At 67.9% G+C, this 21,995-nt stretch carries 23 protein-coding genes; 8 read left to right on the forward strand and 15 right to left on the reverse strand.

Annotated features, from left to right (window positions below; translation table 11 throughout):
• Positions 1 to 62 precede the first annotated feature (62 nt).
• On the forward strand, positions 63 to 1,820 hold the full coding sequence (locus tag HWY37_RS13120; protein ID WP_246302282.1) for a SulP family inorganic anion transporter: 1,758 nt from the start codon (positions 63 to 65) through the stop codon (positions 1,818 to 1,820).
• Positions 1,821 to 1,856: 36 nt separating this feature from the next.
• Here HWY37_RS13120 and HWY37_RS13125 read toward each other — a convergent pair whose 3' ends face one another.
• Positions 1,857 to 2,489, reverse strand: coding sequence for a LysE family translocator (locus HWY37_RS13125; RefSeq protein ID WP_176088801.1), 633 nt, complete (start codon positions 2,487 to 2,489; stop codon positions 1,857 to 1,859).
• Between the two features lie 100 nt (positions 2,490 to 2,589).
• Here HWY37_RS13125 and HWY37_RS13130 point away from each other — a divergent pair, with 100 nt between their 5' ends.
• Positions 2,590 to 3,042, forward strand: coding sequence for an Lrp/AsnC family transcriptional regulator (locus HWY37_RS13130; protein ID WP_175208454.1), 453 nt, complete (start codon positions 2,590 to 2,592; stop codon positions 3,040 to 3,042).
• 70 nt (positions 3,043 to 3,112) lie between these two features.
• Here the strand turns inward: HWY37_RS13130 and HWY37_RS13135 are convergent, their stop codons facing one another.
• The 3 genes from HWY37_RS13135 to HWY37_RS13145 all read right to left on the reverse strand — a co-directional run bounded on the left by HWY37_RS13135 (position 3,113) and on the right by HWY37_RS13145 (position 5,794).
• On the reverse strand, positions 3,113 to 4,087 hold the full coding sequence (locus HWY37_RS13135) for an OmpA/MotB family protein (protein WP_176088802.1): 975 nt from the start codon (positions 4,085 to 4,087) through the stop codon (positions 3,113 to 3,115).
• The gene (locus HWY37_RS13140; RefSeq protein WP_175208452.1) at positions 4,084 to 4,965 is read right to left on the reverse strand and encodes a motility protein A; all 882 of its coding nucleotides are present in this window, start codon (positions 4,963 to 4,965) and stop codon (positions 4,084 to 4,086) included. The genes HWY37_RS13135 and HWY37_RS13140 overlap by 4 nt, the downstream gene beginning before the upstream one ends.
• Positions 4,966 to 5,176: 211 nt before the next feature.
• Positions 5,177 to 5,794 (reverse strand): GNAT family N-acetyltransferase, encoded by a 618-nt coding sequence (locus HWY37_RS13145; RefSeq protein ID WP_246302283.1) that lies wholly within the window; start codon positions 5,792 to 5,794, stop codon positions 5,177 to 5,179.
• A 93-nt stretch (positions 5,795 to 5,887) separates the two neighbouring features.
• Between HWY37_RS13145 and HWY37_RS13150 the strand changes: the two genes are divergently transcribed.
• The 3 genes from HWY37_RS13150 to HWY37_RS13160 are packed head-to-tail and all read left to right on the forward strand — an operon-like array spanning position 5,888 to position 8,459.
• On the forward strand, positions 5,888 to 7,636 hold the full coding sequence (locus HWY37_RS13150) for an NYN domain-containing protein (protein WP_176088803.1): 1,749 nt from the start codon (positions 5,888 to 5,890) through the stop codon (positions 7,634 to 7,636).
• Positions 7,637 to 7,645: 9 nt separating this feature from the next.
• The gene (locus HWY37_RS13155) at positions 7,646 to 8,152 is read left to right on the forward strand and encodes a 2-thiouracil desulfurase family protein (RefSeq protein WP_176088804.1); all 507 of its coding nucleotides are present in this window, start codon (positions 7,646 to 7,648) and stop codon (positions 8,150 to 8,152) included.
• Positions 8,139 to 8,459, forward strand: a complete 321-nt coding sequence (locus HWY37_RS13160) for a hypothetical protein (protein WP_246302284.1) — start codon at positions 8,139 to 8,141, stop codon at positions 8,457 to 8,459. Before HWY37_RS13155 ends, HWY37_RS13160 begins: the two co-directional genes overlap by 14 nt.
• Before the next feature lie 21 nt (positions 8,460 to 8,480).
• Here HWY37_RS13160 and HWY37_RS13165 read toward each other — a convergent pair whose 3' ends face one another.
• From HWY37_RS13165 to HWY37_RS13175, 3 genes are all read right to left on the reverse strand, one after another.
• Positions 8,481 to 9,458: a Bug family tripartite tricarboxylate transporter substrate binding protein gene (locus HWY37_RS13165; RefSeq protein ID WP_176088805.1), complete on the reverse strand. Its 978-nt coding sequence runs from the start codon at positions 9,456 to 9,458 to the stop codon at positions 8,481 to 8,483.
• Between the two features lie 131 nt (positions 9,459 to 9,589).
• Positions 9,590 to 10,165: a hypothetical protein gene (locus HWY37_RS13170; RefSeq protein ID WP_175208448.1), complete on the reverse strand. Its 576-nt coding sequence runs from the start codon at positions 10,163 to 10,165 to the stop codon at positions 9,590 to 9,592.
• A 119-nt stretch (positions 10,166 to 10,284) separates the two neighbouring features.
• Positions 10,285 to 10,746, reverse strand: a complete 462-nt coding sequence (locus HWY37_RS13175; RefSeq protein WP_246302285.1) for a carboxypeptidase regulatory-like domain-containing protein — start codon at positions 10,744 to 10,746, stop codon at positions 10,285 to 10,287.
• Between the two features lie 136 nt (positions 10,747 to 10,882).
• Here HWY37_RS13175 and HWY37_RS13180 point away from each other — a divergent pair, with 136 nt between their 5' ends.
• Positions 10,883 to 11,428: a TetR/AcrR family transcriptional regulator gene (locus HWY37_RS13180; RefSeq protein ID WP_246302286.1), complete on the forward strand. Its 546-nt coding sequence runs from the start codon at positions 10,883 to 10,885 to the stop codon at positions 11,426 to 11,428.
• Between the two features lie 39 nt (positions 11,429 to 11,467).
• Here the strand turns inward: HWY37_RS13180 and HWY37_RS13185 are convergent, their stop codons facing one another.
• Positions 11,468 to 11,863 (reverse strand): hypothetical protein, encoded by a 396-nt coding sequence (locus tag HWY37_RS13185; RefSeq protein WP_175208446.1) that lies wholly within the window; start codon positions 11,861 to 11,863, stop codon positions 11,468 to 11,470.
• Positions 11,864 to 11,971: 108 nt separating this feature from the next.
• Between HWY37_RS13185 and HWY37_RS13190 the strand changes: the two genes are divergently transcribed.
• Positions 11,972 to 12,868 carry a LysR family transcriptional regulator gene (locus tag HWY37_RS13190; protein ID WP_176088806.1) on the forward strand — a complete coding sequence of 299 codons (897 nt, stop codon included), beginning with the start codon at positions 11,972 to 11,974 and terminating at the stop codon, positions 12,866 to 12,868.
• Here HWY37_RS13190 and HWY37_RS13195 read toward each other — a convergent pair.
• The 7 genes from HWY37_RS13195 to HWY37_RS13225 form a co-directional block, all read right to left on the reverse strand.
• Positions 12,865 to 14,259 (reverse strand): M20 family metallopeptidase, encoded by a 1,395-nt coding sequence (locus HWY37_RS13195; RefSeq protein WP_176088807.1) that lies wholly within the window; start codon positions 14,257 to 14,259, stop codon positions 12,865 to 12,867. The two genes, HWY37_RS13190 and HWY37_RS13195, sit on opposite strands and share 4 nt — an antisense overlap.
• Entirely contained in the window at positions 14,256 to 15,227 is a 972-nt protein-coding gene (locus tag HWY37_RS13200) for an ABC transporter ATP-binding protein (protein ID WP_175208443.1), read from the reverse strand. The genes HWY37_RS13195 and HWY37_RS13200 overlap by 4 nt, the downstream gene beginning before the upstream one ends.
• Positions 15,224 to 16,213: an ABC transporter ATP-binding protein gene (locus HWY37_RS13205; RefSeq protein ID WP_246302287.1), complete on the reverse strand. Its 990-nt coding sequence runs from the start codon at positions 16,211 to 16,213 to the stop codon at positions 15,224 to 15,226. The genes HWY37_RS13200 and HWY37_RS13205 overlap by 4 nt, the downstream gene beginning before the upstream one ends.
• Positions 16,214 to 16,215: 2 nt before the next feature.
• Entirely contained in the window at positions 16,216 to 17,127 is a 912-nt protein-coding gene (locus HWY37_RS13210; RefSeq protein ID WP_176088808.1) for an ABC transporter permease, read from the reverse strand.
• A gap of 1 nt (position 17,128) precedes the next feature.
• Positions 17,129 to 18,046, reverse strand: a complete 918-nt coding sequence (locus HWY37_RS13215; protein WP_175208441.1) for an ABC transporter permease — start codon at positions 18,044 to 18,046, stop codon at positions 17,129 to 17,131.
• 14 nt (positions 18,047 to 18,060) lie between these two features.
• Positions 18,061 to 19,629, reverse strand: coding sequence for an ABC transporter substrate-binding protein (locus tag HWY37_RS13220; RefSeq protein ID WP_176088809.1), 1,569 nt, complete (start codon positions 19,627 to 19,629; stop codon positions 18,061 to 18,063).
• 109 nt (positions 19,630 to 19,738) lie between these two features.
• On the reverse strand, positions 19,739 to 20,494 hold the full coding sequence (locus HWY37_RS13225; RefSeq protein WP_175208439.1) for a GntR family transcriptional regulator: 756 nt from the start codon (positions 20,492 to 20,494) through the stop codon (positions 19,739 to 19,741).
• 201 nt (positions 20,495 to 20,695) lie between these two features.
• On the opposite strand from HWY37_RS13225, the gene HWY37_RS13230 reads away from it, so the two are divergent.
• Positions 20,696 to 21,871: a pyridoxal-phosphate-dependent aminotransferase family protein gene (locus tag HWY37_RS13230; protein WP_176088810.1), complete on the forward strand. Its 1,176-nt coding sequence runs from the start codon at positions 20,696 to 20,698 to the stop codon at positions 21,869 to 21,871.
• The last annotated feature ends 124 nt before the right edge of the window (positions 21,872 to 21,995 follow it).

Consider the following 21,995-nt stretch of genomic DNA (forward strand, 5'->3'; position numbering starts at 1 on the left):
CCATTGGATTTGCAGCCTGACACCTGGTTCCGGCTGCCGGCCCCATGACTGACCAAGGTTCCATGGCTACGCCTACGCCCGACACCTCGCAAACATCGACTCCCGGAGCCGCTCCCGAGCCCGCCCCCGTCTGGCTGCGCTGGCTGCCCGGCCTGGCCGCGCTGCGCTCCTACCAGGCCGCCTGGCTGCCGAAGGACCTGGCCGCCGGCCTGGTGTTGACGACCATGCTGGTGCCGGTGGGCATCGCCTACGCCGAGGCGTCCGGCGTGCCCGGCGTCTACGGTCTCTATGCCACCATCATCCCGCTGCTGGCCTACGCGCTGTTCGGCCCCAGCCGGATCCTGGTGCTGGGGCCGGATTCGGCGCTGGCGGCGCCCATCCTGGCGGTGGTGCTCAGCGTTTCCGACGGCGACCCCATGCGCGCGGTGGCGGCGGCGGGCCTGATGGCCATCGTCGCCGGATTGTTCTGCATCGTGATGGGCCTGCTGCGGCTGGGCTTCATCACCGAGCTGCTGTCCAAGCCGATCCGCTACGGCTACATGAACGGGATCGCGCTGACCGTGCTGGTCAGCCAGCTGCCCAAGCTGTTCGCGGTGTCGATCGACGATGCCGGTCCGCTGCGCGAACTGTGGCAGCTGGGGCAGGCCGTGTTCCGCGGCGAGACCAACGGGTACAGCCTGGCGGTCGGCGCGGCCACGCTGGCGCTGATCCTGGTGCTCAAGCGCTTCGAGCGCGTGCCTGGCATCCTGATCGCGGTGATCCTGGCCACGCTGGCGGTCAGCCTGCTGCACCTGGACGAGCAGGGCGTGAAGGTGCTGGGCGAGATTCCCCAAGGCCTGCCCAGCTTCGCGCTGCCCTGGCTCAGCAATGCGGACCTGGTCAAGATCGCGCTGGGCGGCTGCGCCGTGGCGCTGATCGCCTTCGCGGACACCAGCGTGCTGTCGCGCACCTATGCCGCGCGCACGAACTCGAAGGTGGACCCCAACCAGGAAATGGTGGGGCTGGGCGTGGCCAATCTGGCCGCTGGCTTCTTCCAGGGCTTTCCGATCAGCAGCAGCGCCTCGCGCACGCCGGTGGCCGAGGCCGCGGGGGCGCGCACGCAGCTCACGGGCGTGGTGGGCGCGGTCGCCGTGGCCGGCCTGCTGGTGGCGGCGCCGAACCTGCTGCGCTACCTGCCCAGCAGCGCGCTGGCCGCCGTGGTGATCGCCGCCGCCATCGGCCTGTTCGAATTCAAGGACTTGCGGCGCATCTACCGCATCCAGCAATGGGAATTCTGGCTGTCCATGGCCTGCTTTGCCGGCGTGGCCGTGTTCGGGGCGATTCCCGGCATCTGCCTGGCCGTGGTCATCGCCGTCATCGAGTTCCTGTGGGACGGCTGGCGTCCGCACTTCGCGATACTGGGCCGCGTGCCGAACCTGCGCGGCTACCACGACCTGAAGCGCTATCCGCAGGCCTCGCTGATCGACGGCCTGGTGCTGTTCCGCTGGGACGCGCCGCTGTTCTTCGCCAATGCCGAACTGTTCCAGCAACGGTTGATGGAAGCGGTGGACGCTTCCCCTACGCCGGTGCGGCGCGTGGTGGTGGCGGCCGAGCCCGTCACCAGCGTCGACGTCACCTCGGCGGACATGCTGCGCGAGCTGAGCCGCAGCCTGGCCGAAAAAGGCGTCGCGCTGCACTTCGCCGAGATGAAGGATCCGGTGCGCGACAAGCTCAAGCGCTTCGAGCTGTCCGAGGTGTTCAGCAGCGACCGCTTCCATCCCACGGTGGGCAGCGCGGTCGACAGCTATCTGGAAAGCGCGGCCGGCCATCCCGGGGATTAGGGCCCGCGCAAAGCGGTATTAATTCCCTGCGCACTGCTAGGCCATCAACACCGCCAACTGTTCGCCGAACAGGATCAGGGCGATGACGATCATCGCCAGCCCCGAGAACTGGCTGACCCTGCGCGCCGCCGCCGGGCGCGTTTGCAGGACCGCCTTCGATCCCAATCCCACCAGGGTGTAGATCACCGCGCAGTTGAGGATCTGCAGTATGCCCAGCGCGGTGATCTGGGTCGAAATCGGCCAGGCGCCGTCGCGGCTGGTGAACTGCGGCAGCAAGGCCAGGAACAGCAGGATGGCCTTGGGGTTCACGCCGCTGACCGCGAAGCCGCGCGCGGCCCAGGCCAGCCAATGGCCCGCGGCCTGGGTCTCGCCGGCCTTGGGCTCGGCGGGATGGGCCAGCACGTTGGCGCCGAGCCACAGCAGATAGGCCGCGCCCACCAGCGTCAGGACGGTAAGAATGGCGGGTTGGCTTGCCACCAGGGCGCCGATGCCCGCCGCGACCACCATGGTGATCATCAGATAGCCGGTCAACATGCCCGCCACCGCGGGCAACACCGCCTTGTCGCGCAGGCCGGCGGAAATGGCATACGCCCAATCCGCGCCCGGAACCACCACCAGCGAAAGCGAAACAAGCCAGAACGCCACCAAGTTGCCGGTTTCCAACTGCATACCCCAAATGAATCTCAGGCGGGGAATGTTATCGGCGAAGCAGGGGGAAGTGCTCCCGCTATCTACCTGAGACATCGGGATGTTGGGTAGAATCTTCCTCATGGATGAGATAGATAGAAAGATTCTTGCCGAGCTGCAACAAGATGGCCGGATTTCGATCACGGAGCTGGCCGAAAGGGTCGGCCTGAGCCTGTCCCCGTGCCACAGGCGGCTGCGGGCATTGGAAGAGGCCGGCGTGATCAGCGGCTACGGCGCCAACATCAATCTGGCCGAGGTCGGACTGAATTTCTCGGCCATCGTCTTCGTCACGATGCGCGAAGGCAGCAGCGACCGCGTGTCGGCCTTCGAGGCGGCCTTGAGCGACATTCCAGAGGTGGTGCAGGCGCAGCGCCTGTTCGGCGATCCGGACTACATGCTGCACGTCGTCACGCAGGACCTGCCCGCGTTCCAGGCGCTTTATGACCGGGTGCTGTCCGCGCTGCCTAGCGTGCTGCGGCTGAGGTCGACGCTGGTGATGAAGAACGTGTTGCGGAACCGGCCTGTGCCGCTTTGAGTGGCGCCGCCCCGTGCCGCCGCGAGGTGGCGGGGCAATTGGGGCAGGGGCCGCGAGCGGCCCCGCCGGTTCAGGACTTGGCGGCCGCAGCAGGCGCTGCTGCAGCAGGCGCCACAGAAGGCGCCGAGCCTTGCGCCGCCTTCTGCGGCGCCGTGATGTCCATGATCAGTTCCACGCGCCGGTTGGCGGCGCGGCCGGCCTGGGTGTCGTTGGATTCGATCGGGCGCGTTTCGGCGTAGCCGACGGCGCGCAGGCGCTGCGCCGATACGCCGTCGCGGACCAGCTCGCGCAGCACGCTGGTGGCGCGGCTGCTGGACAGTTCCCAGTTGGAGGCGAATTGCCGGGTCTGGATCGGCACGGGATCGCTGTGGCCTTCGACCGAGACCTGGTAGTCGTTCTTGTTGAGGATGGCGGCCAGGCGCTTGATCACGTCCAGGCCGGTGGGGCTGAGGGTGGCCTGGCCCGACGGGAACAGCAGCTCGTTGCTGATGCGAAAGCTCACCGACTGTTCGTTGATGATCACGTCCACCGATTTGCCCAGGTCGCCCAGGCCCAGAGATTCCTTGGAAGGCGCGCGCAGCGGCGGCGCGGCCGCGGCCACGACTTCGCCTTCCTGGGCGGGCTGCGCCTGCGCGGCGGCGACGGCCGGGACGGCGGGCGCTTCGGGTTCGGCCCAGCTCGCGGGGATATGGACGGCGTCGAATTCGGCGTACTCGCCGTCATAGGCGGGCAGGCTGGTGGCGGCCAGCGTGCCGACCAGCTCCACCGGCTGGTCCGACTTGCCGAACACGCCGCCGTGCAGGCGCGCCAGCGCCAGCAGCACGACCAGCATGGCCAGCAGCAGGGTGATCAGGTCCAGGTAGCTGAGCAGCCAGTTCTCGGAATCCTGTTCGACGGTTTCCTCGACGTGCCAGCGGGCGTAGCGGTCCTTGCGGTCGCTCTTGCTGGGGCGCCAGCCGCTGTTGGCCGCCGCTTTCTCGGCGCGCAGCTGGGCCTGGCGGGCCTGCTCGATCCGCTGCGCCAGGGAAGGGGAAATCAGGCTCATTGACGCGCGGCGGCAGGACGGGCGATGGAGACGGGCTGGGCGGCGGCGGGCTTCACCTGGCCTTCGGTCTTGGCTTGCGCGGCGTTCTTGGGCTTGGCGTCGGCGCCGCCGTCGTAGATTTCATCCTCGACGTGCATCACGAAGGAATTCAGGGTTTCGCGCACGACCGCGGGGCCGCGCTTCTCGCACATCATGGCGATGCCTTGCAGCACCATGTTCATTGACTCGACGCGCCGGGCGGTGCGGCGTTCGAGCTTGAGCGCGATGGGCTTGCAGATCAGGTTCGCGAGCAGGATGCCGTAGAAGGTGGTCATCAGGCCGATGGCCAGCTGCTGTCCGATCATCTGCATGCTGCCGTCGCCCAGCACCGACATCAGGTTGATCAGGCCCACCAGGGTGCCGAGCATGCCGAAGGCCGGGGCGAAGGTGGCCATGACGCGGAACATCTGGGCCTCGGCCTGTTCGCGCGCGCGCAGCCGCGCCACGCGCCATTGCAGCAATTCGATGATCTGGTCTTCGGGCGTGTTGTCGATGATCAGCTGCACGCCGGTGCGCAGGAAGGGGTTGCTGACCTTCTTGAGTTCCGTCTCGACCTTGCGCACGTCGGTGTTCATCCACAGCTGGGCCATGGACACCAGTTCTTCGATGTCGCGCTGCTGGTCGTGCTGGTCGTTGCGGAAGACAGTGCGCACCAGCTTGAAGACGCGCAGCACCTCGGACAGCGGGTAGGCGATGAACAGCGCGGCGGCGGTGCCGCCCAGCACGATGGCCAGCCCCGGCAGGTTGATGTACATGCCGGGGTCGGTGGCGGCCAGGGCCACGACGATAACCAGGGTGAGCAGGCCGACGGCGGCGCCGATGACGGTAGACGGATTCATGGATCTTGCCCGATAAACATAGGCATCCCGTGCGCGGAATGCCGGATTGTCGGGAATTCTAGCCAGCGCCGGCCCAGGTCAATCGCCCGGAAAACGGGGCGAAAAGGGCGGTAAGCGGCGGCTTGAACCGGCCATCGGACGGACGCCGCCCGGCGGAATAAAAGGGCCGTATCAGGGCCGCCAGCCGCGGCGGGCGGTCTTGCGATCCGCGCTAGCCCTCGCGGTCCCGCCGGGCGATCCATTCCTCGCGGGTGATCTCCCAGATTTCGGCGGGCATCCGGCCGCTGACGAAGCCGCGTTCCTCGGTGGCGACCAGGCGCATGCCGCTGCGCTCGGAGATCCGGCGCGAGGCGGTGTTGGCGATGGCCTTGGGCGCGCGCAGCAGCGGCTTGCCCAGCGCTTCGAACCAATAGGCGGTGGCGGCGTCGCTGGCCTCGGTCATATAGCCGCGGCCGTGATGGGCGGGATCCAGCCAGAAGCCGCGGTTGTTGCCGGTCTCGTCGTCCATCAGGCTGACGATGCCGATCAGGCTGTCGGGTTGCGCGCGCGTTCGGATCGACCAATGCCATTGTTCGCCGCGGCGCATGGCCGGTATCGCGACATGCTCAAGATAGGCGCGCGCGCCGTCAGGCGGATAGGGCCAGGGCACCTGGTCGGCCAGGAAGCGCACCACTTCCCACTGCGGAAAGACACGCTGGATGGCGTCCGCATCCTGGATTTCCAGGGGCTGCAGGATCAGGCGGGCGGTGGTCAGCGAGGGAAAAGGCGGGGCTTCGGGCATGGCTTGCGAGGGCTGTCGCCGGGGACCGGCGGCAGATATGTATATCATGGGCGTCATCTGGCGGCGTTCAGGACCCGCGCCAGGCTTGTTTCAGTGTGGACAGGCCGGGGCGCGGCGGGCGCCGCAGCATTGGAGCAGAACATGAATACCCCCAACGAAAACGTCAGCATGGCGCTTTTCTGTGATTTCGAGAACGTGGCGCTGGGCGTGCGCGACACCAAGTACCAGAAGTTCGACATCCGGCCGGTGCTGGAACGGCTGCTGCTCAAGGGCAGCATCGTGGTCAAGAAGGCTTATTGCGACTGGGAGCGCTACAAGGAATTCAAGGCCCCCATGCACGAGGCCAATTTCGAGCTGATCGAAATTCCGCACGTGCGCCAGTCCGGCAAGAATTCGGCCGACATCCGCCTGGTCGTGGACGCGCTGGACTTCTGCTACACCAAGTCCCATGTCAACACCTTCGTGATCATCAGCGGCGACTCCGATTTTTCGCCGCTGGTGTCCAAGCTGCGCGAGAACAACAAGAAGGTGATCGGCGTGGGCGTGAAGCAGTCCACCTCGGACCTGCTCATCGCCAACTGCGACGAATTCATCTTCTATGACGACCTGGCGCGCGAAGGCCAGCGTGCGGCCGATGCGAAGCGCGACAACCGCGGCGGCGCGGCCAATCAGCAGCGCCGCACGCCTGACGAGGAACGCCGCCGCAAGGAAGAGCTGGAAGCGCGCAAGACCCAGGCCGTGGAGATGGTGGCCGAGACCTTCGAGGCGCTCATGGCCGAACGCGGCGACAGCGGCAAGGTCTGGGCTTCGGCCCTGAAGGACGCGCTCAAGCGCCGCCGCCCGGATTTCAACGAGTCCTACTATGGTTTCCGCGCGTTCGGCAACCTGCTGGACGAGGCCCAATCGCGCGGCCTGCTGGAAGTGGGGCGCGAGGAAAACGCCGGCACCTATGTGTACCGCGACAGCTCGGGCGGGGCGCCTGCCGCGCAGCGCAGCGCCGCGCAGGGCGCGGCCCGTCCGGCGCCGGCGAATCAGTCCTCCAATCAATCCGTCAATCAGCCCGCAGCGGCTGAAACCGGCGACGCGCAAGCCGGCAAGGTCCAGGAAGAATCCGGCGGCCGGTCCGGCCGCAAGTCGCGCGGCGGCCGCAAGTCGGGCAACGGCGGCAAGAGCGCCGGCCAGCTTGCCGAGCAGGGCGCAACGGGCGACAGCGCGGCCGTGTCCGCGGAAAGCTCGTCCGCAGCTGCGTCCTCTGAAGCTGCGCGGACGAGCGTGTCCGTAGCCGCATCGTCCGAGGCGCCGAGCCACGCTTCGTCGACGGCCCCGTCATCCGCGGCTGCCGCAGCGGCATCCAAGGCGCCGGCAGCAGCGCCGGCCACGCCTGCGCCCGACGCCGCCGCCCAGGCCGCCGAAAAAGAGGACGCCGCCAGGCTGGACGCCTTGCGGGCCAATGCCCTGGCGCGCGCGCAAACGTCCAAGCCGGCTCAGCCTTCGCGCCTGCCCCCGATGCCCAAGCCTTTGCCGCAAGCGCGCCAGCCGCTGCCGAAGGTGAACATCGCCGAATGGACCTTTGCGGAACCCTCGGCGGAAAGCCGCCGCGAGCCGGCCGGCAAGGCGCCCGCCAAGGTCTCCGATCCCTTCGAGGGCGGCGTGGCGAACCTGAGCGCCAAGGCCGAGGCCGCCAAGCCTGCGGCCAGCAAGTCCGCAGCGGACAAGCCGGCCGCCGACAAGCCTGCCGCCAAGCAGGCGACGCCCCGCGCCGCGAAAAAGACCGCGGCGAAGAAGGCCGCGGCTCCGGCATCGGCCGAACCCGTCGCCGCCGAGGCGCCGGCCAAGCCCGCCCGCAAGACTGCCCGCAAGACCGCCAAGAAGGCCGATGCGGAATCCTGATCCTGCGCCATGCAATATGTATTGATCAGTTCCTGCCTGCTGGGCAACCCCGTGCGCTATGACGGGCGCGGCGTGTCGCATGACAACGCCGTGCTTGCCCGCTGGCGCGGCGAGGGCCGGGTGGTGGCCGTCTGTCCGGAAATGGCGGGCGGCATGCCGGTACCCCGGCCGCCCGCCGAGATCGAGCCGGGTTCGGACGCGGTGGCCGTGCTGGCCGGGCGCGCCCGCGTGGTCGCGGTGTCGGGCGAGGACGTGACGCAGCCTTTCGTGCATGGCGCGCAGGCGGCGCTGGAGGCCGCGCGCACGCGCGGCATTGGCATCGCGGTGCTGAAGGAGGGCAGTCCCTCCTGTGGCAGCGGCTATGTGTATGACGGTCATTTCGCCGGCCGCAAGCAGCCCGGCGTGGGCGTAACGGCCGAGCTGCTGGCACGCGCCGGCTTGCGCGTCTTCAGCGAGCATCAATGGCAGGAAGCCCAGGACTGCCTGGAGCGCCTGGAAGCGGATGCTGGGCCTTGACGCTGGCGATCTGCTGGCGCTGCTGGGCGTCGCCGCATGCGCGGTCCTGGCCTGGAAGGCAGCGCAGCGCGCTGGCCGCAGCCGCGGGCTGCTGCGCTTGACCGCGCTGGTTTGCCTGGCGCTGGCCGCCTTCTTGTTCTATCTCTGGTACGCGCAGTACCTGAAGTGGGACTTCAACGAGCTGGGCCGCCATTACGACCCGGTCGATGAGGTGGTCTACACGGATGCGGGATTCGTCTGGGTGCTGCCGGCCGGCGTCTTGCTGATTGCCGGCCTGCTGTGCGCCTGGCGGGGCTGGCGGCGCTGAGCCGCGGGCCCCGGCGGTCCGCTACTCGCTGCGGATGTTGGCCTGTTTCACGATCAGGCCGTTGTCCGCGTATTCCTTCTGCACCTGGGCCGAGAATTGCGCCACCGTGCCGGGCGACATGATGTTCAGCGCCTCGGTCAGGGGCTTGCTGATGTCCGGCATGGCGGCGATCCGGTTGATCAGCGCGTTCATGCGCGCGCGGAATTCAGGGCTGGTGCTGGCCGGCGCGAAGAAGCCGAAGGTGGACGTCATGTTGGCCATGGGATAGCCGAGCTCGGCCAGTGTGGGCGTGTTGTTCCGTCCCGGCAGCCGGGCCGGCGAGCCCACGGCCAGCAGGGTCAGCTTGCCTTCGTCGATCAGCGCGTTGACCGGACCCGAGGCATTGACCAGCATCAGCGTGAACTGGCCGCCCAGCGCATCGGGCACCATCTGCGCCATGCCCTTGTAGGGTACGTGCGTGATGCGCACGCCGGCCTGGCCGTTGATCTGTTCCAGCATCAGGTGGCCCAGCGAACCCACGCCGGCGGTGGCCAGAGACAGCCCGCCGGGATCGGCCTTGGCCTGGGCCAGCATGTCCTGGAAGGTCTTGCCCGTGAACTTGGGACCGCCCACCAGATAGACCGGCGAATACATCACGGCGGCTACCGGCGCCAGGTCCTTCATGGGGTCGTAAAGCGTCTTCATCACGTGCGGCGACAGCGTGACCGGGCTGACGGCGGTGAAGGCCAGGGTGTTCTCGTCATGCGCCCGCGCCACCGTGTTCATGCCTATCATGCCGCCGGCGCCGCCACGGTTTTCCACCACCACAGGCCGGCCCAGCTCGGCGGCGAGCTTCTGCGCGAAGGCCCGCGCCGTGTTGTCGACGATGCCGCCCGCGCCATAGGGCACGACGATGGTCATGGCCTGCGATTTGGCGTCGGACTGCGCATGCGCGCCGGCAGAGAACGCGCAGGCCGCGCCGATGGCGCACAGCCCGACGATCCGCTTGATATTGAACATGCTTGTTTTCCCCTTTCATGCCCGGCGGCCTATCCGCCGGGACGCGGCTGCGACCGTCCAATGCGGCGCGCCGGCATGCAGTGTGTGCAGGCCGGCGCAGCGGGACAAGCGGGAATACCCGGAACCGGGCGTTACTGGGCGCGATAGCCGCGGCTGGTCATGCAGGAATCCAGGGCGCGGTTGTACGAGTCCACCATGACCTGGGTGGTCCATTGCGAGATGGTGGCCGGGTCGTAGCCGCTCTGGTTCATGGCCCAGCGCTGGCAGTCCACGGTGGCGCTGGCCTGGGCCTTGTTGACGGGCGGCGCGGGTTCGTACTGCACCGGCGCGTACTGCGGCTGCGGCGCGGCGTAGACCGGCGGCGCTTCATACACCGGCGCGCTGTATGCGGGCGCTGCATAGACCGGAGGGCTGGTATAAGCCACGCCCGGCGCATAGACGCCGGCCTGGGCATAGGACGGGCTGGAATCGGCCGCCAACAGCAAGCCGACCGCGGCCAGCGCGAACGCGCCGCCTATCCACCAGCCGTCGGAACTGCTGCCGCCGCCGCCGTGGTAATGGTGGTATCCACCGCCGTGCCCGCCACCCCAATTACCATGGCCGCCGCCCCAGTTACCGCCGCCGCGCCCGCCGGCCATGGCGGGCGCGCTTGCCACGGCCAACACCAGCGCCGCGACGATGGCCATACGGCCAGAAAACCGCTTCATGATTCTGCTCCTGATCCAGCCTGGGGCGGGCGTCCTGCCAGACCCGGGCCGATAGCGTCACTTTACTGCGGCCGCGCTTGCATAAGGTGTCTCAAGCGCTACGGAGATTTCAACTGATTTCAGGAGGGCGCGGGCCAGCCCCACAGGCCGGACATGCTGTTGCAGGAACGCGACTCGCCAGGCCGCAGGCGGATCTGCGGCTTGGCGTCGAACAGCTCCGCATCCCGATCCGAGGTTACATAGGTTTCATAACCTGTCTTTTCCACGCACCAGTTCCAGAAGTACACCTGCGCGCCATGGATCATCATCGATTCGGCGCGCCATTCGCGCTGCGCCTCGAAGGCGGCGGCGCCGTCCGCGCCCGTGAGGGTTTCGTTGCGCGTCTGCTCCCTGCCATAGGGGTAGGTGCTGCTGATCAGGACCACCCGGGCGCCTGCCAGCGGCAGCGAATTCTCGTCCAGCACGGTGGCGCGGGACTCGGGTTGCGTGGTCTTGTAGACGGGGTAGGGCACGCAGCCGGCGGCCATGCTGGCAAGGACTGCGGCGAAGACCAGGGGCAAAAGTTTCAGGGGTGACGTCACGGTATCTGAATCTATCCTGGAAACAGTGGCTAAAAGCGCCGAAGGGTAGTATTTTCTCGCGATGATTACGGCACGACCTATTTCCTTATCGCAAGATAAGCGTCTCACCAAGGGTGAACGCACACGGCTACAGCTCTTGGAGGTTGCGGCGGCGGAATTCGCGGAACGCGGGTTCCAGCATACCCGGATCAGCGACATCGTCGCCCGGGCCGGCGTGACCCAACCTGTCTTCTACCAATACTTCGCCAGCAAGCAGGCGGCCTACGACGAACTGGTGGGCATGTTCGCGCAGCGTTTGCGCCAGGCCATCGGCCAGGCGCGCATGCCGGACGGCCTGCCAGACTCTGGCTTGGACAGCCGCGTCCGCCTTGGCGTCAGCGGCCTGCTCGCCATCCTGCAGGAAGATCCGAACCTGACGCGCATAGGCTTCTTCCAGGCCGCCGAGGCCGAGGCGCTGAAGAACGAGCTGGCAGCGATGATCGCCGACAACGTAAGAGCCGAGCAGCAGGTGGGGCTGCTGCGCGAGGACATCCCGGCCGACTGGTACGCCCAATCCATGATGGGCATCATCGAGCGCTTCACCAGACAGGCGCCGGACGCGGCCAGGCAACAGGTCCTGGCGGAAGTCATTACCAGCCTGCTGCTGGACGGGATACGAAAGCCACTCCGACAAGCCTCCTAGCCGGAGGCTTTTTTTATGGCCTGACTCTGGGCCCGGCTCTCAAGCCCAGGTTTCCTGCAAGTACATCCATTGCGGCTGGCTGCCAGGCAGTACGGTGAACAGCGCAGTCGCGCGCCGCTGGGTCGCGCCCGCGCTCCAGGCATGGCGCTCGCGGTAGCTCAGTACAACCGCATCGGTGCCCGCGTGCAGCACGGCAAGCTCGTCGATTTCGATCTTCAAACCGGGGCGCGCGCCTCGCAATCTGCCGAACAAGGCCGGCAACGCCTCGGCGGGCAGGCGCTGGCCGTCGGCGGCGATCATGCTGAAGCCGGGCGCAAAGTCATCCAGCAGGACGGCCAATTGCGCGTCGGGAGCATCGGGCGATCCTATCCAGTTTTCGATACGAGAATGGACGTCGAAAGCCAGGCGCAGGCATTGGGAAGACAGGTCGGACATGGGAAGGATCCACGGAAAGGGAGCGCCATTCTAGGAGCCGCGTGGTTCCAGAAAAACGAGTTATCGATGGATATACTGTTCGTGTTTTTTTGACAATGAAGGCGCGCCATGATCAACCTGAATCGTCTGGCCATGTACGCGGCGGTGGTCGAAGCCGGCTCGTTCACGGCGGCGGCCGACGCGCTGGGCGCGACCAAGGCGGTGGTCAGCTTCAACATCAAGCAACTGGAACAGGAGCTGGGCGTGGCGCTGCTGACGCGCAGCACCCGGCGGCTGGCGCTGACCGAGGCGGGCGAGGGCTTTTACCGGCATTGCGCGCGTTTGTTGCGCGAAGCCGAGGCCGCCGTGGACGAGGCGCGTTCCGGCCAGTCCGCGCTGTCAGGCAGCCTCAGGGTGACGGCGTCGGTCGACTACGGCAACCGCGTGGTGGCGCCGGCCCTGGCGGCGTTCGCGCGCGAGCATCCCGGCTTGCAGGTGAGCTACCGCGCCGGCTCGGCGCATGCCGATCTGATCGCCGAGAGGCTGGACCTGGCCATACGGGTAGGCGCCCTGGAAGACTCCAGCTATCGCGCCACGCGCATCGGCCAATTCAAGCTGTGGCTCGTGGCCAGTCCCGCACTCCTGGCACAGCACGGCGCGCCGCGTTCGCCGCAGGCGCTGGCGGCGCTGCCCTGGCTGGCCAACCGGCCTGGGCGCAGCGACCGCTGGCGGCTGATCGACGGCAAGGGGCGCGAGCACGAGTTGCGCGTGGCGCCCGTGGCGCAGGCCGACACGGCCTCGGCCCTGCTGGCATTCGCGCTGGCCGGTTGCGGCGTGGCGGCATTGCCCGAATGGCTGCTGGAAGAGCCCCTGGCGCGGGGCGCGCTGCAGCGTGTGCTGCCGTCGTATTCGCTGCCGCGCCAGGAGGTTTACGCGGTCTATCCCGACACGCGCCACGTCAGCGCCAAGGTCCGGCGCTTCATCGATTTCCTGCGGGCGCGGCTGGGACCGGCCGGTGCGGCTTAGCGTGCCAATGCCGGCGTGCCGCCCGCGCCCAGATCCCAGTACAACCCCGTCATCAAACTCAACGCCTGCCGCAGCAGTGCGGGCGGCAGGTGTTCATTCGGCGCATGCTGGGAGCAGCCGGGATAGGAGTGCGGCACCCAGATGGTGCGCAGGCCCAGCACGTCGGTGAAGATGTCGTTGGGCAGGGAACCGCCCAGATTGGGCAGCACGGCGGTCTTGGCGCCGGAGGTGCGTTCCAGCGAATCCACCGCCCAGCGCACCCAGGCGTCGTCGGGGTCGATGCGGGTGGCGCGGAACATGTTCTCGCGCGTGAGCGTGATCTGGACCATGGGAAAGCCCTGGCGGTCCAGATGGCGGCGCAGCGCGGGAACCAGGTCGTCGGGGTCCACGCCGACCACGAAGCGCAGCTGGCAACGCGCCCAGGCGCGCGGCGGAATGGCGTTGACGGGCGTGTCGGGATTGCCGGTCTTGTAGGCCAGCACCTCGAACGAGCACCAGCCGAACACGCGCTCGGCCGGCGACAGCCCCGGCTCGCCCCACCAGGGCTCGATCTCGGGACCGTCGGCGCCGCCGTCCACCTGGCAATCGGCCAGGGCGCGCCGTACCGCGGCGGGCAGTTCGCGCGGCACCCATTCGGGGATGCGGATCTGGCCGGTGGGCGAGACCAGCGTGGAAATGGCGTGGGCCAGCTGGATGCCCGGGTTTGAGATCAGGCCGCCCCAGTTGCCCGAGTGGTGGCCGCCTGCGCGGGCCTCGATGCTCAGGTCGAAGTTCAGGCTGCCGCGCGCGCCCAGGAAGATGGTGGGGCGTTCCGCACTTAGCCGCGGGCCGTCGGAGGCGATCAGCAGATCCGCGGCCAGCAGCGCGCGATGTTGTTCGCACAGGTCGCGCAGGCCCATGGAGCCGGTTTCCTCGCCCATCTCGATCAGGTACTTGGCGTTGAAGCCAAGCTTGCCGCGCGTTTCCAGCACCAGCCGCAGCGCCTCCATGTTGATGCTGTGCTGGCCCTTGTTGTCGGCGATGCCGCGGCCGTACCAGCGGCCCTCGGATTCGGTCAGCGCCCAGGGCGACAGGCCTTCCTTCCATTCCTTTTCCAGGCCGCGGATGACGTCGCCATGGCCGTAGCCCAGCACGGTGGGCAGGGCCGGGTCCTCGACGCGCTCGGCGTACAGGAACGGCGCCAGCGCCTTGGGATGCGTCAGCGTGCGGCAGGTGAAGCCCAGCGCCTCGAAGGCGGGGCGGATCTCGGTTTCCAGGTAGGCCGCGAGCTCGGGCGCGCGCGCCGGGTTTTGGCTTTCCGTGGGCTGGGCCAGGCGGCGCGCCAGCAGCGCGCGGAAAGCGCCGCAATCAAAACACTGTTCCGCCTGGGCAATGGCTTGTGCGCGGGTCATGATGGCTGGGCTCCGTTGGAAGTAGGGGGATAGAGGTGGCACGCCACCACGGATTGCGCGCGCGGCGTCAGCGCCGGGCGCTCGGTCTTGCATTGCGCCATGGCCTGCTGGCAGCGGGGATGGAACGGGCATCCCGGGGGCGGGCGCAGCGGATCGGGGAACGACAGGCCCAGGCCCATGTCGGGTATGCCCAGGCCCGGCTCCGGCGTCAGCACCGAGGCCAGCAGCGCCTGCGTGTAGGGATGGCGCGGGTCGTGGAACAGCTGCGCCGTCGCAGCGGATTCGACCACCCGGCCCAGGTACATCACCGCCACATGGGTGGCGATGTGCTCTACCACCGCCAGGTTGTGGCTGATGAAGACATAGGTCAGGTTGAATTCACGGCGCAGATCCATCAGCAGGTTCATGATCTGCGCCTGCACCGACACGTCCAGCGCCGAGGTCGGCTCGTCGCAGATGACGATCTCGGGATGCATCACCAGCGCGCGCGCGATGGCCACGCGTTGGCGCTGGCCGCCGGACAGCTGCCCCGGCGTGTTGTGGGCCAGCCGCGGCGGCAGGCCCACGCGCTCCAGCATCTCGATGGCCTTGTGCTGCTTCGGATTGGCGATGCCGTGCACTTCCAGCGGCAGCGACACGATGGAGGCGATGGAGCGCCGCGGATTGAGCGAGGAATACGGATCCTGGAAGATCGGCTGGACGCGGCGGGCAAGCGCGCGCCGGCCCAAGCTGCGAATGTCCTGGCCGTCGAGCCGGATCGAGCCCTCGGTGGGCGGCGTCAGCCCCAGCAGCATGCGCGCCAGGGTGGACTTGCCGCAGCCGGATTCGCCCACGATGCCCAGCACCGCGCCGCGCTCCACCGCCAGGTCCACGCCGTTGACGGCGTGCAGCGTGCTGCGCGGGCGGAACATGCCCGAGCGGATCGAGAACTGCCTGCTGACGGCGTCGGCTTGCAGCAAGGGGCTCATGCCGGGACTCCTTCGGGTTGGAGGATGCAGCGCCATTGCTGGCCGGAAGCGGCGGCATGCACCGGCACCTCGGCGTGGCATTGCGGCTGCGCGTGCGGGCAGCGGTCACGGAAGGCGCAGCCGCGCAATTCGCCGACCAGCGCGGGCACCACGCCCGGGATGGTGCCCAGCGCCGCGCCGGGCGCGGTCCGGCCGGGCACGGGGATACAGGCCAGCAGCCCCTGGGTATAGGGATGGCGCGGCGAGGCGAACAGTTCCGCCACCGGCCCTTCCTCCACGATTTGGCCGGCGTACATCACCGCGACCTGGCGCGCGATGCGCGCGACCACGCCGAGGTCGTGGGTGATCAGCACCATGGCGATACCGAGCTCGGCCTGCAGGTCCGCCAGCAGGCGCAGGATCTGCGCCTGGATGGTGACGTCCAGCGCCGTGCTGGGCTCGTCGGCGATCAGCAGTTCCGGCCCGCACATCAGCGCCATGGCGATCATCACGCGCTGGCGCAGGCCGCCTGACAACTGGTGCGGATACTGCGACAGGCGCTGCGCCGCCGAGGCGATGCCGACCTTCTCCAGCAGCTCGACCGCGCGGTCGCGCGCCTGCCGCGCGCCGGCCTTGCAGTGGTGGATGTAGTGCTCGGTCAGCTGTTCGCCGATGGCGTAGGCGGGGTTCAGCGCCGTCATGGGCTCCTGGAAGATCATTGCCATCTTGCTGCCGCGCAGCGCGTTGACGCGCCGGCCGCGCGCGGCCGACAGGTCTTCGCCCAGCACCGACAAGCGGCGCGCGCCGCGCCGGGCGGCCTTGGGCAGCAGGTCCATGATGGCCAGCGAAGTCATCGACTTGCCGCAGCCGGATTCCCCCACCAGGCACAGCGTTTCGCCGCGCCGCACCTGGAACGACACGTCGCGCACCGCATGCAGCGTGCCGCGCGGCGTGGCGATGTCGACGGTCAGGCCCTGCACGTCCAGCACGATATCCGTGGCGTTCATGCTCAGGCCCTCTCTTCAGGCGTCAGGAGTTGGTGCAGTCCGTCGCCGGCCAGGTTGATCGCGAAGATCAGCAGGGCCAGCGCCGACCCCGGGATGGCGATCAGCCAGAACGAGAAGAACATATAGGCCTTGGCCTCCGAGATCATCAGGCCCCAGGACGGCAGCGGCGGCTGCACGCCCAGGCCCAGGAAGGACAGCGACGCTTCCAGCAGGATGGCGCTGGCGGCCTCCAGCGTGGCGATCACGATCAGCTGCGGCACCACGTTGGGCAGCACCTCGCCCCAGACGATGCGCCAGGTGGACGCGCCCGCGGCCTGCGCCGCGGCCACGTATTCCAGCGAACGCACCTGCTGGGTGGCGCTGCGCATCACCACCGCGTAGCGGTCCCACTTGAGCAGCCCCAGCACCAGGATCACCACCCAGAGCGAGCCGCCGACGATGGCGACCGTGGCCAGCGCCACCAGGATGACGGGCATGGACAGACGGGTGGTGATCAGGAAGGACACCGCCATGTCGACCTTGCCGCCGAAGTAGCCGGCCGCCATGCCCATGGCGGTGCCGATCAGGCCGGAGATCAGCGCCACGCTGATGCCGATCAAGAGCGAAATGCGCGCGCCGTAGAACAGGCGCGACATATAGTCGCGGCCCAGCTGGTCGGTGCCCAGCGGATGCAGCCAGGTGCCCTTGTCGTACCAGACCGGCGGCGCGGTGCGGTAGGCCAGATCCTGGAAGTAGGGATCATGCGGCGAGATCCACGGCGCCAGCAGCGCGATCAGCACGATGACGAGCAGGATGCCGCCGCCGGCCAGCAGCGCCTTGTTGCGGCGCAGCCGCCGCCAGCGCAGGGTGGACGCGGACAGTTCCAGCGGCGCCTGGACGGCGGGAGCGGACGGGCTCAGGGTAGGCGTAGTCATGTCAGGACACCCGGATGCGCGGGTCCAGCCAGGCGTTGGCGATATCGGCGGCCAGGGTCAGCAGCACGTACAGCACCGACAGCAGCAGCACGATGAGCTGCATCACGGGATAGTCCTTGTAGGTGATGCTCTGGTAGGCCAGATAGCCCAGCCCGTCCAGCGCGAAGATGGTTTCGATGACGACCGAGCCGCCCAGCAGATAGCCCAGCTGCACCGCAGCCAGCGCCACCACCGGCACGATGGCGTTGCGCAGCGCGTGCTTGAAGACGATCTTGCGCGCCGGCAGGCCCTTGGCGCGGGCGGTGCGGATGTAGTCGGCGGCCAGGACTTCGATCATGCCGGCGCGGATCAGGCGCATGAAGGCAGGGGCCACGTAATAGCCCAGCGCGATCGCCGGCATAACGAAATGCTGCCAGCTGCCGCTGCCCGACACCGGCAGCAGCCGCAGCGAGATCGAGAACAGCATGATCAGGATCAGCGCGAAGAAGAAGTTGGGCAGCGCCTGTCCCAGCACGGCGATGGCCAGGCAGATGCGGTCGATCAGGCTGCCCTTGTACAGCGCGGCCAGCACGCCCAGCGGTATCGAGATCAGCAGTGCGAAGGCCAGCGCGCCCATGCCCAGCAGCAAGGTGGTCTTGAGCTTGGACAGGATCAGCGGCCCGGCCTCGGTCTTGAAATACACCGAGGTGCCGAAATCGCCCTGCAGGATGTGCCAGAGCCAATCCGCGTACTGCACGGCCAGCGGCCGGTCCAGGCCGTAGGTCTTGCGGATCATGTCGATGTCGGCCTGCCGGGCGCCTTCGCCGGCCAGGGCCAGCGCCGGGTCGCCCGACAGGTGCAGCAGCAGGAAGGCCAGGATCGAGACCGTCAGCGCCACCAGCACCGCCAGGCCCAGGCGCCTGATCGTGAAATACAGCATGGGCTAGCTCTCCCTTACTTCCAGCTCATGTCCCAGAAGCGCACCAATTCGTCCGAATAGGGCTTGAAGTTCACGTCCTTGGTGGCTACGTAGTAGGCGGGCAGGGTCCACAGCGGCACGGCATAGGCCTTCTGCGCGATCAGGTCCAGCGCCTGCTTGTAGGCGGCGTTGCGCGCGGCGCTGTCGATGGTGCGGTCGCCTGTGGCGAGCAGGTCGCGCACCTGCGGGTCGCGGGTGATGTCGTCGTTGCCGAAGCCGAAATACACCGGCGTGGACGCCGACACGTCGTTGACCAGGTTGGAGCCCCAGGTCTGGTGAGTGAGCGAGGCCTTGTTGGCGCGGATCATGTCGCGCATGGCGGCGTACTGCAGGAAGTTGAGCTTGGCGCGGATGCCGACGGCCTGCAGGTAGTTGATGATGGCTTCGGTCTGGTTGCGCTCGCGGTAGGCCACCAGGTCGATGTCGAAGCCGTTCGGGTAGCCGGCTTCGGCCAGCAGTTTCTTGGCCTGGGCCGGGTCGTACTTGTAGACCGGCGCGCCTTCCTGGGTGCAGCCCGTCTGCGAGGGCGTGCAGATGGTGTTGATGAGGCCGCCGCCTTCGCCCACGATGTTCTTCAGCATGGCCTCGCGGTCGATCGCGTGGATGATGGCGCGGCGCACGCGCTCGTCCTTGAGCTGCGGCGCGGGCGTGCCTTCCAGGATGTTCATCTGCATGAACACGATGCGCATGGTGTTGCCGGTGACCATCTGCAGCGACGGCATCGAACCCAGCTGTTCGGCCTGGTCCTTGGGCACGCTCATGATCAGGTCTTCGCCGCCCGAAATGACCTCGGCCATTTGCGTCTGGCGGTCGGGGATGAAGCGGATCACGACCTTGCCGATCTTGGGCTGGGCCTTGGGCGAATCCTTGAAGTAATCGGCATTGCGTTCCAGCGTGATGGACTTGCCGGGCTGGTAATCCACCACCTTGTAGGGACCTGAGCCGACCGGCTTGGCGTTCATGCCCTTGGGCCCGACTTCCTGGTAGTACTTGGCCGGATGGATGGCGGCGGTGGTGGACAGGTATTCCTTGGCGCCGGGGAAGGGCTCCTTGGTGGTCAGGCGCACCTTGTACTTGTCGATCTTCTCGACCTTGTCGATCCAGGCCACGTTCTGCTGCGTCACGGCCTTGTTCTTCGGGTCCGCCACGTAGTTCAGCGTGTACACCACCGAATCCGCGTCGAACTCCTCGCCGTTATGGAATTTGACGCCTTGGCGCAGCTCGAATTCCATGGTCTTGTCGTCGACCTGCTTCCAGCTCTTGGCGAGCTGGCCCTTGTACTCGTTGGTGACGGGGTCGCGGTACAGCAGGGTGTCCCAGACGTTGGCGGCGATGATGACGCCGATCCGCACGTTGTTGTAGTAGGGGTCCACGCTTTCCGGCGCCTGGTCGTAGGCCATGCGCAAGGTGTCGTCCTTCTTGCCGGCCAGGGCCGGCTGGGCCGCCAGCGCGGCGCAGGCCAGCAGGGCGCCAGCCAGTGCCTTGAGCGGGAAGGATGCGCGCCGGGACGGCGCGAAGGCGGGGGTGATGCGGAAATCAGTCATGGCGAGGCTCCTGTGGAAGTCACTGCACGTACTGCGTATCTGACATCTTGTGGCGGGCGGTCGGGCCCGCTGTGCTGCTTGCTCCGCCCAAGAACCGGGCGGCGCGGATTCAACCGGAATCGGCCGGCGCGGCGGGCGGATGGGCGATGGCCTTCAGAGCCGCCTCGCATTTGCGTTGCAAGTGCTGGCGCATGATGCCGGCCAGCCGGTCGGCGTCGCGCGCGTCCAGGGCCTCGGCCATCTCGACGTGCTCGCGCATCGCCAGATCCCATTTCTGGCGGTTCTCGTTCGAGACAAAACGCAGGTTCTGGATGCGCGAGTTCTGCGCGTCGTACAGCTGCTTGAGCAGGCTGTTGTGCGCGGCCAGGCTGATGCGTTCGTGGATGTCTCGGTTGGTCTGGAAGTAGGTGGGCAGGTCGTGGCGCGCGTGGCTGGCCATCATCTCGTAGGTCAGCGCGCGGATCTCGGCGATCTCGGCATCGGTGGCCCGTTCGCAGGCCAGGCGGCACGACATGGCTTCCAGTCCGCCTATGACCTCGAAGGCCTCGCGGATGTTCGCTTCCGACAGCGCCACCACCTGCGCGCCGCGGTTGGGTTCGATCTGCACCAGGCCTTCGGCGGCCAGCACGCGGAAGGCCTCGCGCAAAGGCGTGCGCGACACGCCCAGCAGGTCGCACAGCGCGCGTTCGTTCAGGCGCGAGCCGGGCGGAAACTCGCCCTGGATGATGCGTTCGCGCAGCTGCCCGGCCACCGTCGCCGGCAGCGTGCGGCCGTTGCCCGCGCTGCGGGCCGCAGGCGGCGGCGCGCTTTCGGGCGCCACGGCGGACGCGCCGGAATCAGGCATCAGGCTGGAAACGCTGCTCATTGGTATACAAAAATTCCCCGTGTTTTGCGAGACTATAAACCTGGATGCGCATCTGGCCTGCTGGGTGTATACCCTAGGTTATTAACGCAAAAACAATGGGATAGAGTGGCGCATGCCGCAAGTCCGCGTGCCGGGAATGTCACGCTTGTGCACCCGGTATCTTCCCTTGGTATACAAAAATATTCCATTTTGGGGCTACGCATGCTTACCCTGAACAGTCATCCGTCCGGCCGCCATTTCCTGCAGATTCCGGGGCCCACCAACGTGCCCGACCGCGTGCTGCGCGCCATCGACCAGCCCACCATCGACCACCGCGGACCGGAGTTCGGCGCGCTGGGCCTGGCGGTGCTGGAGGGCGTCAAGCATGTCTTCCAGACCCAGTCTCCCGTGGTGATCTTTCCCTCATCGGGCACCGGCGCCTGGGAAGCGGCGCTGGTCAACACGCTGTCGCCGGGCGACCGCGTGCTGATGGTGGAGACCGGCCATTTCGCCAGCCTGTGGCGCAAGCTGGCGGGGCGTCTGGGGCTGGAAGTGGATTTCCTGGAGGGCGACTGGCGCCATCCGGTGGACGCGGCTGCCATCGCCGCGCGCCTGGCCGCGGACAGCGCGCACGCCATCAAGGCCGTGTGCGTGGTGCACAACGAAACTTCCACCGGCGTCACCAGCGACATCGCCGCTGTGCGCGCGGCGATCGACGGCGCCGCGCACCCGGCGCTGCTGATGGTGGACACCATCTCGTCGCTGGGCTCCATCGACTACCGCCACGACGAATGGGGCGTGGACGTCACGGTGGCCGGCTCGCAGAAGGGCCTGATGCTGCCACCCGGCCTGGCCTTCAACGCCGTCAGCGCGCGCGCCCTGGCCGCGGCCGACCAGGCGCGGCTGCCGCGCTCGTACTGGGACTGGCGCGAGATGCTCACCGCCAATGCCCGCGGTTACTTCCCGTACACGCCGTCGACCAATCTGCTCTACGGCCTGCACGAGGCCCTGGCCATGCTGCGCGAAGAAGGCTTGCCGCAAGTCTTCGCGCGCCATCAGCGCCACGCCCACGCGACGCGCCTGGCGCTGGCGGCCTGGGGCTTGGAGCTGCTGAGCCTGGACCCGGCCGCGCACAGCCCGGCGCTTACCGCCGCCATCATGCCGCAAGGCCACGGCGCCGACGCCTTCCGCAAGGTGGTGCTGGAACGCTTCGACATGTCGCTGGGGCAGGGGCTGGGCAAGCTGTCCGACCGCGTGTTCCGCATCGGCCACCTGGGCCACTTCAATGACCTGACGCTGTGCGGCACGTTGGCGGGCGTGGAAATGGGCCTGGCCGCGGCGGGCGTGCCGCACCGCGCGGGCGGCGTGCAGGCGGCAATGGAATTTCTAGCGGGGTAGGCCTCCCCCAACCCGCTTGCGCGGGCCCCCAGGGGACGGCGCTGGCGGACCGGCAGCGCCGGATCCGCGGCGCCCCGGCTGAAAACACGAAGCAATGAACACGAAGCAATGACGATGAGGCAAC

It is taken from the genome of Achromobacter anxifer (assembly GCF_903652925.1).
In the GTDB taxonomy this organism is placed as follows: domain Bacteria; phylum Pseudomonadota; class Gammaproteobacteria; order Burkholderiales; family Burkholderiaceae_B; genus Achromobacter; species Achromobacter anxifer.